At 33.2% G+C, this 14,823-nt stretch carries 9 protein-coding genes; 6 read left to right on the top strand and 3 right to left on the bottom strand.

Annotated features, from left to right (window positions below; genetic code table 11):
• The first annotated feature begins 9 nt into the window (after nt 1–9).
• Entirely contained in the window at nt 10–453 is a 444-nt protein-coding gene (locus tag BSF42_RS20940) for a PaaI family thioesterase (RefSeq protein ID WP_095955051.1), read from the top strand.
• Nucleotides 454–585: 132 nt separating this feature from the next.
• On the opposite strand, the gene BSF42_RS20935 is transcribed toward BSF42_RS20940, so the two are convergent.
• The 3 genes from BSF42_RS20935 to BSF42_RS20925 all read right to left on the bottom strand — a co-directional run bounded on the left by BSF42_RS20935 (nt 586) and on the right by BSF42_RS20925 (nt 5,425).
• Entirely contained in the window at nt 586–2,187 is a 1,602-nt protein-coding gene (locus BSF42_RS20935; protein ID WP_095955050.1) for a Na+/H+ antiporter, read from the bottom strand.
• A 550-nt stretch (nt 2,188–2,737) separates the two neighbouring features.
• Nucleotides 2,738–4,432 (bottom strand): ribonucleoside-diphosphate reductase subunit alpha, encoded by a 1,695-nt coding sequence (locus BSF42_RS20930; protein WP_095955049.1) that lies wholly within the window; start codon nt 4,430–4,432, stop codon nt 2,738–2,740.
• An 18-nt stretch (nt 4,433–4,450) separates the two neighbouring features.
• Entirely contained in the window at nt 4,451–5,425 is a 975-nt protein-coding gene (locus BSF42_RS20925; protein ID WP_095955048.1) for a ribonucleotide-diphosphate reductase subunit beta, read from the bottom strand.
• Between the two features lie 1,058 nt (nt 5,426–6,483).
• Between BSF42_RS20925 and BSF42_RS20920 the strand changes: the two genes are divergently transcribed.
• From BSF42_RS20920 to BSF42_RS20900, 5 genes are all read left to right on the top strand, one after another.
• Nucleotides 6,484–8,202 carry a hypothetical protein gene (locus BSF42_RS20920; protein WP_095955047.1) on the top strand — a complete coding sequence of 573 codons (1,719 nt, stop codon included), beginning with the start codon at nt 6,484–6,486 and terminating at the stop codon, nt 8,200–8,202.
• Nucleotides 8,203–8,431: 229 nt separating this feature from the next.
• Nucleotides 8,432–9,928, top strand: coding sequence for an ankyrin repeat domain-containing protein (locus BSF42_RS20915; protein WP_095955046.1), 1,497 nt, complete (start codon nt 8,432–8,434; stop codon nt 9,926–9,928).
• A gap of 110 nt (nt 9,929–10,038) precedes the next feature.
• Nucleotides 10,039–10,521 carry a DUF2271 domain-containing protein gene (locus tag BSF42_RS20910; protein WP_095955045.1) on the top strand — a complete coding sequence of 161 codons (483 nt, stop codon included), beginning with the start codon at nt 10,039–10,041 and terminating at the stop codon, nt 10,519–10,521.
• Nucleotides 10,522–10,652: 131 nt separating this feature from the next.
• A complete protein-coding gene (locus BSF42_RS20905) occupies nt 10,653–12,836 on the top strand; it encodes a PepSY domain-containing protein (RefSeq protein ID WP_095955044.1) in 2,184 nt (727 codons plus the stop codon).
• Nucleotides 12,837–13,323: 487 nt separating this feature from the next.
• The gene (locus BSF42_RS20900) at nt 13,324–14,316 is read left to right on the top strand and encodes an FAD:protein FMN transferase (protein WP_095955043.1); all 993 of its coding nucleotides are present in this window, start codon (nt 13,324–13,326) and stop codon (nt 14,314–14,316) included.
• The last annotated feature ends 507 nt before the right edge of the window (nt 14,317–14,823 follow it).

The following is a 14,823-nucleotide window of genomic DNA, read 5'->3' as shown; positions in this document are numbered from 1 at the left end:
TAGTATAAAATGGAAAACAAAAGATTACAATTTCTACAAAGTTTTATTGGAAAACATTTTACAGAAAGTCCCTCTCCTTTTGCACATTGGCTCAATGGAAAAGTAATAGCGGTTGAAGAAAAAGGAATTGAATTTGAATTCGAAGTTAGAAAAGAAATGACAAATCCTGTGGGAATGCTTCACGGCGGTGTAACTGCTGGAATGATTGATGATTGTATCGGCGTAAATTTTATGGTTTTGGGATTAGAAAAATTCTATCCGACGATAAATTTATACATCGATTATTTTAACCCCGCCTTCGAATCTCAAACGGTTATAGTAAAAACGAAAGTAGAAAAATTAGGCAAAACGATCATCAATATAAAAGCAGAAGTCATTAATAAAAATACTTCTAAGATTATGGCGCAGGCCAGTGCTAATTTAGCGGTTAGCGATGTAAATATTCCGAGTTAAAGAATCGTAAAAGAAAAAAGCTTTGTCAAAGTTCAGAACTTTGACAAAGCAATATTTGCAATTTGGAATTTGGAGTTGGAATTTGGAATTTATTTTTTGGAGTTTATTTTTTGGAATTTATTTTTTGAAGTTTTATTCTTCATACATTTCCATCCACAAACGCGTTTCTTCCAAATCAAGTTCCTTTTCTATTTTGCGGAAAATCTCCTCGTTTACAGCACCCTTTTTATGCATACTTTCGAGTTTGTTTCGTTCTACATTCAAAAGATCAATCTGAACTCGCGTAAACTCGTTAAAAATTTGTCCGTCTAGTACTTTTCCATTTCCAAAAAAGTTAGCGGGAAGTTCTGTTTTTTGCAGTCGGTTAAATTTTACTTCGTATTTACTTTTAATGTTGTGAAGTAATTCATCATCTAATAATGAAAAATTATCCTCGATATGAGCAATCGTTTCAGAAACTATTATATTTCGAACATCATATTCTTCTGCTAAAATAGAATATCTTTCAATTTTTAGTTTTTTAATCAGCCACGGAAGCGTAAGCCCTTGAATAACTAAAGTGGAAAGTATTACACAAAAAACCAAATAAATAATCAAATTACGAAGCGGAAATCCTTCTGTCTTATTCAGCATTAACGGCAAAGCCAAAGCTGCGGCCATCGAAACCACGCCCCGCATTCCAGACCAGCCAAAAATGATCATATTTCGATAATCAAATTCTTCTTTCAATCGGATTCTTTTGCTGATCATTCTAGGAATTATTGTCGCTGGAACAACCCACAAAAATCGAACTACAATAACCACAATACTAATCACGGCTCCCCATATAAATAAGGAAGTTCCTGAATAATTGCTGATTCCGTCAATGATCTGTCTTAACTGTAATCCAATTAAAATGAAGATTAAGCCGTTCAAAATATTACTCAAAACATCCCAAATTGTATTGGTCATGATTCGGCTTTCATGAGAAAAAATAGTTCCTGATCTTGCTGCCAAAAATAATCCAGTAGTGACCACAGCCAAAACCCCCGAACCATGAAAGTGTTCGGCGATTAAATAAGATGCAAATGGTGTTAACAAGGTAAGTGTTACCTCAATAATATCATCACAAACAAATCTTTTGTGAATATAGTGCATTATAAACCCAACACCTAGACCTATTCCAATACCCAAAATAGACATTAAAACAAAGTTTAGTCCTGCCTGCCATAAAACAAAATTCCCTGCTGTTATTGCTGTTAAAGCATATTTATACGCCACAAGACCGCTGGCATCATTCACGAGACTTTCTCCTTCAAGAATTGCAATTAATCTTGGATGAAGTCCTAAACCTTTGGTAATCGCTGTTGCAGAAACCGCATCTGGAGGTGAAACAATAGCTCCAAGCAAAAATGCTAACGGCCAAGAAATATCATCTATAAGCCAATGCGCCACTACTGCCACTAATACTGTAGTAAAAAAAACGAGACCAACAGCCGCTAAAGCTATTGGACGGATTGTCTGTTTAAAATCCGACCAGCTTGTATGCCATGCCGCGTGATACAAAAGAGGCGGCAGGAAAATGATAAAAACAACTTCGGGACTTAACGCAATAACCGGAAGCCCAGGAACTACGCTAATAATTACACCGCACAAAACCAAAACAATTGGAATTGGAAAATTGTATCTTTTACTAACAAGACTCAGAAATGCAACGCCAAACAAAAGCATTATAATTACGGTAATATTCTCCATTTAGTGGTGGTATTTATCGATTTCGGATTGTAGATTTTGGATGCTAAATTAAGATTTTATGACAAGTAAATTAGAATATCATTAAAAAAAAGAATACTCTATTTATTGATCTTAGACAAGTTTAGATTTACCGTTTATATTTAGCATGGAATTGCTTGCGGAGATGTCTCCTTCGTCGACATGACAGACAGTACGCATCTAGTGGCAATTTGAAAAGAATCTGCTAAATCTGCTTAAATCTTTTTTAAATCTGCGTGAAAATTAATCTACAATAAATGGAAAACAATTATTGCGGAGTTACTCGCGGAGATGTCTCGTTCGTCGACATGACAGACAGTACGCATCTAGTAGCAATTTGAAAAGAATCTGCTAAATCTGCTTAAATCATTTTTTAAATCTGCGTGAAAATTAATCTACAATAAATGGAAAACAATTATTGCGTAGTTACTCGCGGAGATGTCTCCGTCGTCGACATGACAAAGCTTGACGAAAAACTTTAGGCATTAAAAAAGGCCGAATCTAAAATAAGATTCGGCCTTTGTTTTTTTATTTATGACTCACAACTGCTGCAAGAAACAAGACTTGTTACTAATTCCTTAGAAACACTTTGGCTTCTTTGGTAGTATAAACTTTTAACGCCTTGCTGCCAAGCTTCGATCATTAAGCGATTTACTTCTTTAATTGGTAATTCTGCTGGAATATTTAGATTTAAACTTTGTCCTTGATCAACAAATTTCTGACGGATTCCAGCTTGCTGTACAATTTCTAACTGGCTGATTTCTTTAAATGTCTTAAATACATCTTTTTCTTCCTGAGTTAGTTGTTCCATGTGTTGTACGCTTCCGCCATTCAGCATAATTCCTCTCCAAACTTCTTCGTTGTCTAAACCCTTTTTCTCCAGTAATATTTTAAGGTATTTGTTTTTACGCATAAAATTACCCTTACTCAATCCAGCTTTGTAATAATTACTGCTGAACGGTTCAATTCCTGGTGAGGTTTGTCCTAAAATTGCAGAAGAAGAGGTTGTTGGCGCAATTGCCATTGTTGTTGTATTACGTCTTCCGTAACCTTTTAACAATTCTGGTTCACCGTAAATTCTAGCCAATTCCTGCGTTGCTTTATCAGCCTTGTCGCTAATATGTTTGAAAATTTCTGTTGTTTTCATTTTCGCTTCCATGCCTTCAAACGGAATCATATTTTTTTGAAGGTAAGAATGCCATCCTAAAACTCCTAAACCTAATGCACGGTGTCTTTTCGCAAATTTATTAGCTGCAGCCAAATAGTAATTACCCTCTGTTTTTTCGATGAATTCCTGTAAAACAGCATCTAAGAAAAAGATCGCCAATTTTACAGCTTCAGTATCTTTCCATTCTTCATAAAGCTCCAAATTCATTGAAGATAGGCAGCAGATAAATGATTCGTCTTGAGTAGACGGAAGCATAATTTCGCTGCATAAATTACTTGCATTAATGCGTAAATTTTGGTCTTTATATACTTGAGGTTTATTTTTATTTACATTATCACTAAAAAAGATATAAGGTAATCCTTTTTGCTGACGGCTTTCTAAAACTTTTGCCCAAACTTGTCTTTTTTCGCTATCACCATCAATCATTTCCTGCATCCAATAATCTGGAACACAGATTCCTGTAAATAAATTCTGGATCGGGTTTCCGATGCTTTTTATTTTTAAAAATTCCTCAATATCCGGGTGATCAACATCCAAATAAGCAGCAAATGCACCACGGCGTACGCCGCCTTGCGAAATCGTATCCATTGCAGTATCAAAAAGTTTCATAAAGCTTACTGCCCCACTACTCTTTCCGTTGTCTGTTACGGCACTTCCACGCTCACGCAGTTCACCAAAATAACCAGAAGTTCCACCTCCAATTTTAGTCTGCATGATTACTTCTCCTAATTTATGGGTAATTCCTTCAATTTTATCTGGAACGTGTACATTAAAACAAGAAATTGGCAAACCTCTTTCTGTTCCCATATTTGCCCAAACCGGTGAACTGATACTCATCCAGCCTCTTTCGATCATTTCTACAAATGACTCTTTTAGTTCTGGTTTGTACAGTCTTTTTGCAGCGGCAGTACAAATTCTATCGATTGCACCTTCAACCGTTTCTCCTTTTAAAAGGTAACCGCGATTTAAAATTTGCTCACTTTCAGAGTTCTTCCACCACATTTTACTACCATTCTGTGGTTCAAAATTATTTACTGGGTTTGTGTCTATCGTATTCATATGTATTCTGGGCTTGTATTAGAAAAGATCGTTTGCTGTAATGCTTTTATCGTGTTTGGTATATTCTACAGGACGTTTGGCAAAGAAATCGTCTAAACTGTTGGCAAATACTTCTTCTTCAAACCAAGTCATTTTTGAATATTCATCTGGAGAAACATTAAAAATCGTTTCCACATTTATTTGTTTCAAACTTTCATCAATTCTAAATTTCATGAAGTTTACTAAATCTTCTTTATTAATGGTTTCAATTGCTCCATCTTCAAAAATCCAATCTAAAATATCTGCTTCAACGCTGATAGATTCTTTCACAGTTTCTCTAATCAATTCTATAGTAGGCGCATCAAAATATTCTGGAAATTCTTCACGGATTTTATTAATAATAAAAATTCCTCCGTTGGCATGAATCTGTTCGTCGATAGATGTCCAGGCAATAATGTTACTCACATTTTTCATGTATCCTTTGAATCTTGTGAAAGACAATAAAATCGCAAACTGGCTGAACAATGAAACATTTTCGATTAGAATACTGAATAAGATCAGCGAAACCATATATTTTCTGTTGTCCTGAGATTTGGTATCTTTAAGTACATTCGAAAGATAATCTACACGTCTGCGGACAACAGGAACATCCAAAAGTTTTTCGAATTCATCATTGTAACCTAATACTTCCAACAAACGAGAATATGCCTCAGAATGTCTGAATTCACATTCTGCAAAAGTAGTTCCCAATCCGTTGAATTCTGGTTTTGGAAAATGCTCGTAAATATTTCCCCAAAAACTTTTTACAGCTACTTCAATCTGCGCAATTGCCAGTAAACTGTTTTTAATTGCTGTTTTTTCAGCTCCATTTAAATGTGCATGAAAATCTTGTGTATCTGCTGTAAAATCTACTTCGGTATGTACCCAGTAGGCTTTATTAATTGCTTCAGTAAATTGGAGAACCTCAGGATATTCAAAAGGTTTATAATTGATTCTTTTATCGAAAATGGACATATATATAGAATTTTAAGTGACAAAATTGATGTAGAAATTCGTGCGCTTTTTTGGGGGTAGTATCGGCGTGATTTTCTATTAATACAAATTTAGCTCAGAGTTATTCGTAAGTCCAGTTTTAGATGTTAAAAATCAGATCAATTATCAACAGTTTGAAAACTTCAAAAATTAGAGATTTTTTAAATTTTATCAACAGTAAAATGATCACTTGTAATTCGCAATGAACTAGCCATTTCCTGAAAATTAATGTTGAGTTATCAACATGAAAAAGTCATGATTTTTTAAGCGGTTTTCGAAACAGTTATCAACAGCCGATTTCAAAAAAAGGAAATTTGAATCGCTTCTTCCAAATTAAAAAACGCTAGTTATTGATAATTATTCTAAATAGTAAAATCTTTGATTTCAAGTTTAAAATATCCTAACATTTTTATTTACAAACATTTACAACTAAACTCTTTCTCGAGTAATTATTGAGTTTATTCGAAAAAGCAAAAAAATAAGGTTGTTTAAAGAGAAAGAAGAATAAAATAGAGATTTAAACTTAAAACGTCTTAAAAAGAAAAATTACGGTCTGTTTTGATGAAAAAATTGATGCTGAAATTCAGAAAAAAAGCCTGCCCAAAAAGCAGGCCTTTTAACATCGAAATATAATTCAGGGGCAAACTATATTTTTGATCAACAAGAAAACAATTGATAAAAAACTAAATTAAAGAAAATTTTAAATTATACCGCAAACCTTTAATTCTCAAAATATATTTTCAATACACTTTTTCAACGATTTGGCTTTTCAATTCTTTACAAAAAATTCCAATTTGAAACTCGTGTAATCGGGTATTAATACTTGAAAAACTACTAAGAGAATAATTTAACTTGCTGCAAAAAATCAGAAAACAAAAATAATTATAACACGTAAAAACACTCTTAAAATAAGGGGGACAAATGGGGGACATTTTTTTATCTAAAACATAAAAAATCAACTCATTATGAGATCCAAATCAAATGATCCTTATTTTTTTATTATTTTTACTGTTCCAAATCCACCTGCCTAAACAAATTTAATGTCTGCCAAAAACAAAATATACTGCATAGTTTTATTCTTTTACGCATTATTTACAAATGCACAAAAACTGCAGCTTGCATCTTCAAAAAACTATATTAAAGATGTAGAATTTATACTTCATCAAGAGAAATCGTTTGGAAGTGATACTACCGCATTAAAACAATTTCTACAGCCTCTAGTTACACCAAAATTTCAGGTTGTTTACGATGGTTTACTGGCTAATGGATACAGCGATTTTTATAATAGCATCAATACAGTCTCTAATCAGTATTATTTAAAATCTATTCAAAAAGCAAAAATCTCTAAAAATAGTTCTTTGCAAATCTGGACGCAGCTTAACTATGTTAGTTACTTGTATCATTACAGAGATTACATTAAGCTCACACCAATTCTTCTGCAATTAATTGATAAAATTGAAACTTTACCTGCAGATCAAATTATTGCTGCTGATGAATCCTATAAAAAAATTGGATGGATACTGCAGACTTTTGGCGATCATGCTAAATCACTGCAATATTTTAAAAATGCCGAAAAAACAGCCGTTAAAAACACATCGGAATATGCTGCAATCATTAACGCAATAGGATTAAATTATTTTTATTTAGGAAATGATAAACTCGCTGCTTCTTATCTCAATAAAACGGCAAAATTGGCTAAGGAAATTCATGATGAAATTCGATATGCCAAGGCGCTTGGAGATTTGGCAATGATCAGCGAGAAAAAAGGAGATTTAAAAACTGCGTCTGCATTATTAAAAAATGACATTCAAATTTCTGAACATTATAAAAGCGACCAAAATACAATGTATGCTTCGATATTACTGGCCAAATTATATTTAAAAAATAACAAACCAGATGCAGCAAAAGAAGTTTTAAATAGAGCCGAAAAGATTGCTGTCGCAAAAACCTATTTCAAAAAATCGGAATTGGAGATTATTAAACTGAAATTAGAAATTTTAAAACTACAGCATTCCACTGAAAATGAACTGATTTTAAGAAGACGAATGATTGTTTTGGAAGATTCGCTGCAAAATGAAGATGGTGACCTCGCTATAAATAAGGCAAACTGGATTATAGAAAAATCAAAATATCAGCAGAATATTAAAGAAGCCGGGGAGAAAATCAAATACGAATCTACTCTCAAAAACTTCTACATTATTATATTTACAATGCTGTCTTGTATAGGTTTGCTGGTTTTTATTTATTTCAAAAAGAAATATAAAAACAGACATTTAAGATACGAACAAAAAGTAGCGTCCTTAGAATTAGAGAAATTAAAAACGGAACAAAAGTTAAGCGAAGTCCAAGATAATTTAGATTCTCAGATTGATTATTTAAAAGAGAAAAAGAAACAAATCCAGAATCTTAAAATTACAATAGAAACTATAAAAAAATCTTCCTCTTATTATATAGAAAAAGAAGAAGGAAAACTTAATGCGCTTCTAGAGTCGCACTTAATGACAGAAAGTAATTGGAATGCTTTTAAAAAGCAATTTCAAAAAGAATATCCTGAGTTTTATTCGCTTTTACAGGAAGATTTTCCAGAGATTACAGATTCTAACAAAAGAATTTTACTGCTTCAAAAACTCAACTTTACCAACAATGAAACTGCAGAATTATTGGGTATTACAAGCGATGCTGTAAAAAAATCAAAACAGCGCCTTAGGAAAAAACTCGGAGAAAAATATAAAACTCTTTTTGACAGGTTAACTTCATAGATGGGTTCCGGAAAAGATTTTCAAGATTAAAAAAAGATTAAAAGCAGCTTAAGTCATTCTTAAATTTGAGATAAACTGTACTAAAAATGCCTTTTAACAGCAAATTAGTATTGATTTAAAAATATTAATCTTTACATTTGCTTTATTTTTATTTATTCTAAATAGACAAAGAAAATATCCAAAAATTAAATTAATCTTGAACAATTCTATAACCATAAATTATCGAAACATGAAAAAGAATCTTTTCGCTTCTTTTGCATTTGCTGCAACTCTTTTTGTGAGTGCCCAGCAAAAAAATACCCTTTTAGAGCAATCTTTTTGGAAAACTTCTCCAGATATCGAAACTGTTAAAGCTGAAATAGCAAAAGGAAATAATCCTGCAGAAGCAAATGCAAATGCTTTTGATGTTACAACTTTGGCAATCAATAATGATGCTCCCGCAGCAACCATCAAATTTTTAATTGAGCAGCCGGGAAATACAATTACAAAATTAACGCACGATAATCGTATTTACTTACATTGGGCCGCGTATAGAGGGAATACAGAATTGGTGCAATACCTTATAACTAAAGGTTCTGATGTGAATTTTGAAGACAGCCACGGAACTGCTCCAGCAGACTTTGCAGCCTCAAACGGACAATCTAACCCAGCGATGTATGATGCGTTTTTTAAAGCTGGTGTAAATCCAACTAAAAAATATGCAAACGGCGCAAACCTTTTACTGCTGGCAATTGCATCGGATAAAGATTTAAAAGCTGCCGAATATTTTTCTACTAAAGGAATGTCTCTTAAAGATGTTGATAATGATGGAAATACTGCTTTTACGTACGCTGCAAGATCTGGAAATATTCCGCTTTTAAAGAAACTTCTAGAAAAAGGAATTAAACCGACTGAGACTGCGCTTTTAATTGCTGCACAAGGAAGCCGTAGAGAAACTAATACAATCGAAACATACAAATATTTGGTTGAAGAAGTAAAAATTAAAGCAGCTGCTCAAAACAAAGCGGGACAAAATGTATTGCATATTTTGGCTGGAAAACCAAATCAAACTGAAATTATTAAATACTTTTTAGATAAAGGTGTTGATGTAAATAAAGCTGACAAAGACGGAAATACTCCAATTATGGCCGCAGCTTCTGCAAGAGAAATTGCTGCTTTAGAGCTTTTTCTTCCAAAAGCTAAAAATATAAATGCTCAAAACTTAAAAGGTGAATCTGCTTTGACAAACGCTGTACGATCTGGAACTCCAGAAGCTGTAAGTTTACTTTTAGCTAAAGGTGCAGATGTTAATGTAAAAGACAAAGAAGGAAATAATTTAGGTGTTTATTTAGTACAATCTTACCGTCCGGCGGGAAGAGAGAGAGAAACTCCAAAACAAGATCCTTTTGATGCAAAAGCAAAATTACTTCAGGATAAAGGTTTAAATTTAGCAGCGGCTCAAAAAGACGGCAATACTTTATATCATGCAGCAATCACTAAAAATGATGTTGCGCTTCTTAAAAAAATAACCGATTTAAAAGTTGATGTGAATGCTAAAAATAAAGACGGTTTAACGGCTTTGCACAGAGCAGCGATGACTTCTAAAGATGATTCTATTCTAAAATATCTAGTTTCTGTTGGAGCTAAAAAAGATATTAATACAGAATTTGACGAAACGGCTTACGCTCTAGCGAAAGAAAATGACTTACTTACAAAAAATAATATTTCAGTTGAGTTTTTAAAATAAATGATTAAATCTCAAAACTCAAAAATGAAATTCCAAATTCCAAATTCCAAGCTTAATATTTGGAATTTAAATTTTGGAACTTCAATACCAATCAAAACAAATAAATTTTTATGAAATCAATACTAAAAATTGCCTTTACAAGCGCTTTTATCTTTTTACTTTCTTTTCAGTCTAATGCACAATCAAGCAAATACAAATGTATGCTGCAGATGAACAATTATATGGGAGAAGGTGCGTATATCGTAGTTTCACTTGTAAATGCCGGCGGTGAGTACGAAAAAACGCTTTATGTAATGGGCGATGATAAAAAATGGTACAAATCATTAAAAGAATGGAACAAATTCCATACTCAAAAAAATGATGATATCAGTGCAAAAACGGGTGCTTCTGTTACGGGCGGAGACCGCAGTGTTACCACTATAGAAATTGAAAATTCTAAAATTAATAAAGGCTACAAATTACGTTTTGAAACGGCTGTTGAAGATCAAAAATACTATGTAAGTGATCTTGAAATTCCGCTTACTACAGAAGGTCTGGCAGAGAAAACAGACGGAAAAGGTTACATCAAATATGTAAGACTAAACAAAATTTAATATTTAGCATATTATTTTTTAACCTCTATAAGCGTGAATTATATTTTTTTCTGCTTAAAATTGAAATCTGAGCTTTGTCCAAGTTTTATACTTTGACAAAGCTTTAAACATTTATTACATTAAGACATTCAATGACTCTTTCTTTCTGGCGTTACGCACACTTGGCTCTGGCCTTATTTTCTTCTATCTTTTTGCTTTTGGCTTCGGTGACCGGAATTATTCTGGCGGTCGATGCGGTACAGGAAAAAACACTTCCCTATAAAACTGCAGATTTTAATGCAATTACTTTAGGAGAAACTCTTCCTATTCTTAAAAAAGCATACCCAGAAATTACTGAATTAAGTGTCGATTACAATCAGTTTGTTATACTTCAGGCAATTGATGATAACGGAAATGATGTTAATGCTTACATCGATCCCAAAACTGGAAAAGCTTTAGGAACTCCCGTAAAGAAAAATGAATTTATTCAGTGGGTTACAAGTTTCCACCGTTCGCTGTTTCTTCATGAAGCAGGCCGATTTTTTGTGGGTGTAATTTCATTTTGTTTAGTATTGATTTCGCTTTCCGGTTTTGTATTGGTTTTAAAGAGACAGCGCGGTATTCGAAATTTCTTTTCGAAAGTAATCAAGGAATATTTTGCACAATATTATCATGTTGTTTTGGGAAGACTGGCTTTGATTCCGATTCTGATTATCGCACTTACGGGAACTTATTTGTCTCTAGAAAGGTTTAACTTTTTTATGGGTGAAGAAAAAGCGAAACCTGTAAAAACAGAACTTTCTGAGAAAGAAAAAACAACATCAATTTTCAATACGACTTTATTATCTGATGTAAAGAAAATCGAATTTCCTTTTACAGATGATCCAGAGGAATATTATATTATTGAATTAAAAGACCGCGAAGTTGAAGTGAATCAGGTTACGGGAGCAATAGTTACAGAAAAACTTTCGCCAATGACAAAACAATTTGCCGCTTTGAGTCTTGATCTTCATACGGGAAGAATTAACGGGATCTGGGCTGTAATTCTAGCTATTGCGTGCATCAATATTCTATTCTTTATTTATTCTGGTTTTGCCATTACTTTGAAAAGAAGGTCAAGCCGAATTAAAAATAAATTTAAAGCGCACGAAAGTACTTTTATCCTTTTAGTTGGTTCTGAAAACGGAAGTTCGTTCCGATTCGCAAATGCTATTCTGAAACAATTAATTGATCAAGGTTACAAGGCATATATTACCGAATTAAACCGTTTCTCAGCGTATCCAAAAGCAGAACATATTTTGGTACTTTCTTCTACGCACGGCTTAGGTGATCCTCCTTCTAACGGTAAAAAATTTAAAGCCGTTTTAGAAAAACAAAATCAAGAACAGAAAATTAATTATTCTGTTGTAGGTTTTGGTTCGAAAGCATATCCAGATTTTTGCCGATTTGCAGTTGAAATCGACCAGCTTTTAGCGAAACAAAACTGGGCAGATCGTTATTTAGATTTGCAGACAGTAAACGATAAATCGGCAGCTGAGTTTGTAAATTGGGTAAAATTATGGAGTGCAAAAACAGGAATTCCACTAGCCACTACTCCATCTTTATACAATCATGTTCCAAAAGGACTGCAGAAATTAATGGTTTTAGATAAAACTCCTATTTCAGATACTGAACATACTTTTATTTTAACACTCCGCGCCAATTCAAGAGCCAAATTTGCTTCTGGAGATTTATTGGCAATTTATCCTGCTAATGATTCTAGGGAACGTCTTTACTCTATCGGAAATCATTCTGGGAATATACAATTGGTGGTAAAATTACACGAGAACGGATTGGGTTCTGGATTTCTGAACAATTTAGAACCAGGAAATACAATTAAAGCCAGAATTCTTAAAAATCCTGCTTTTCATCTTCCAAAGAAAGCGTCAAAAGTCGCTTTAATCTCGAACGGAACTGGAATTGCTCCTTTCTTGGGAATGATTGAACAGAATAAATCTAAGAAAGAATTACATTTATACAGCGGATTTAGAATGGTAACTCCAACGCTTCTGGCTTATAAAAAGTTTGCAAAAGTTATGATTCAAAAACAGCATTTGGACCGTTTTCATGTGGCATTATCTCGTGAAGGAGCCAATATTTATGTTATGGATTTGATTCAAAATGACGCTTCATTTTTTATGAATTTACTAAAAGAAGGCGGCGTAATTATGATCTGCGGTTCACTTGCCATGCAGAAAGATGTTGAAGCTATTTTGAATGATTTATGCTTGACAAATGGAATCAAAGCGCTTTCTGAGTACAAGGAAAATGGGCAATTATTAACGGATTGTTATTAGGTGCCATTTTAGATTGTAGATTTTAGATTTTAGATTGTAGATTGTAGATTGTAGATTGTGGATTTTAGATTTTGGAATTTAGATTGTAGATTTTAGATGGTGGATTTTAGATTTTGGAATTTAGATTGTAGATTTTAGATGGTGGATTTTAGATTGTGTGTTTTAGATTTTAGATTGTGGGTTTTAGATTTTGGAATTTGGAATTTAGAATTTAGAATTTGAAAGTTTGGAATTTGGAATTTGGAATTTAGAATTTAGAATTTAGAATTTAGAATTTGAAAGTTTGGAATTTGAATTTTAGAATATGAATAAAAAAAATCCCAGCGGGATGCCATATTTATAGATTTAATTAAATCACCCAAAACAAGAACCCCAGCGGGGTAACATACACAATCTAGAGATATCGCTCCTATGGAGCTTTTGATTTCGCACGTTTAAATAAACTATAAATATTTTGCTCCGCTGGAGCTTTAGAAAATGATTTTTTATGCAAAAATCAATTATAAATAAACTTTTAATTCTTCTGGTAACTCTTCAATGCCTGAATGGTTATTCACAAGTTTTACGAAAAAGAACGACGCTCTTAATGGGCGGCAGATTTGATATTAGTATTGTTGATAAAGATTCTCTTTCGGCTGAACAAAATATTGATCTTGTAATTGCCGAAATTACTCGAATTGAAAATTTAATTTCAGATTGGAAATCAGATTCGCAAGTTTCTGAGGTGAATCAGAATGCGGGAATAAAGCCGGTAAAAGTAGATCGAGAAGTTTTTGAATTAGCACAGAGAGCTATTCAGCTTTCTGAAATTACCAATGGCGGATTTGACGTAAGTTTTGCTGCAATGGACAGAATTTGGAAATTTGACGGCTCAATGACCGAAATGCCTTCGGCGGAAGCCATAAAAAAGTCGGTAGAAAAAGTCGGTTACAAAAATATTATTCTGGACAGCACAGAATCGACTATTTTCTTGAAATTAAAAGGAATGAAAATTGGTTTTGGTGCTTTAGGCGAAGGCTACGCAACTGATAAATGCCGTGCCATAATGATCGGAAAAGGCATAAAAGCTGGAATTATAAACGGTTCAGGCGACATGAGTACTTGGGGAAAACAACCAAATGGAAACGATTGGAAAATCGGTATTACAAATCCATTTAAACCTGAAAAAATCTTGGCTGCTGTTCCTTTAAAAGAAGGCGCTGTTACTACTTCTGGCAGTTATGAGAAATTTGTAGTTTTCAACGGAAAACGCTATTCTCATATCATAAATCCAGCAACGGGTTATCCTGCAACGGGCTTGTGCAGTGTTACCGTTTTTGGCCCAAACGCCGAAACCGCTAACGGACTAAGTACTTCAATGATGGTTTTAGGCCAGACCGAAGGTCTGCTTTTAATTCAAAAATTCCCCGATTACAGCTGTGTAATGATTACTGATAAAGGAAAAGTCATAAAGTCTAAGAATTTTGGATATAAACTTTAGGAGAATTGTTAATTGTTAATTGTTAATTGTTAATGGTTGATTGTTGATTGTTGATTGTTGATTGATAGTACTTATTTTTAATTTTTAATTCCCAATTTTTAATTTAATTAATCCCGATTGTCTTCCTGAGCGAAGTCGAAGGAGATGCGCAATTATTCAATTTCATTTTTTTAATCTCGCAAAGGCACTAAGTCGCAAAGATGTTTATGCAAAAATGAATTGCCTCCAGCTTTAGCTGGAGATTATTATATAAAGCTGCTAAGGGCTTTAGCCAAATCTTTATTTTTGGCTAAAGCCTTTTTTAATTTATCTGCTTACCTCCAGCTAAAGCTGGAGGTAATTCAACTAATTTTACTTGTGAATTAGCGCCTTTAAGAATATCCTTCGACTTCGCTCAGGAAGACAATAATTAAATTAAAAATTGGGAATTAAAAATTAAAAATAATCTTCAACTATCGGAACTATCAACCACCATCAACCATTAACAATTAACAATTAAAAAACTCT

It is taken from the genome of Flavobacterium sp. ACN6 (assembly GCF_002304005.1).
In the GTDB taxonomy this organism is placed as follows: Bacteria; Bacteroidota; Bacteroidia; order Flavobacteriales; family Flavobacteriaceae; genus Flavobacterium.
The sequence above is the reverse complement of the archived record's forward strand: the minus strand, read 5'-3'. Positions and strand labels throughout refer to the sequence as shown.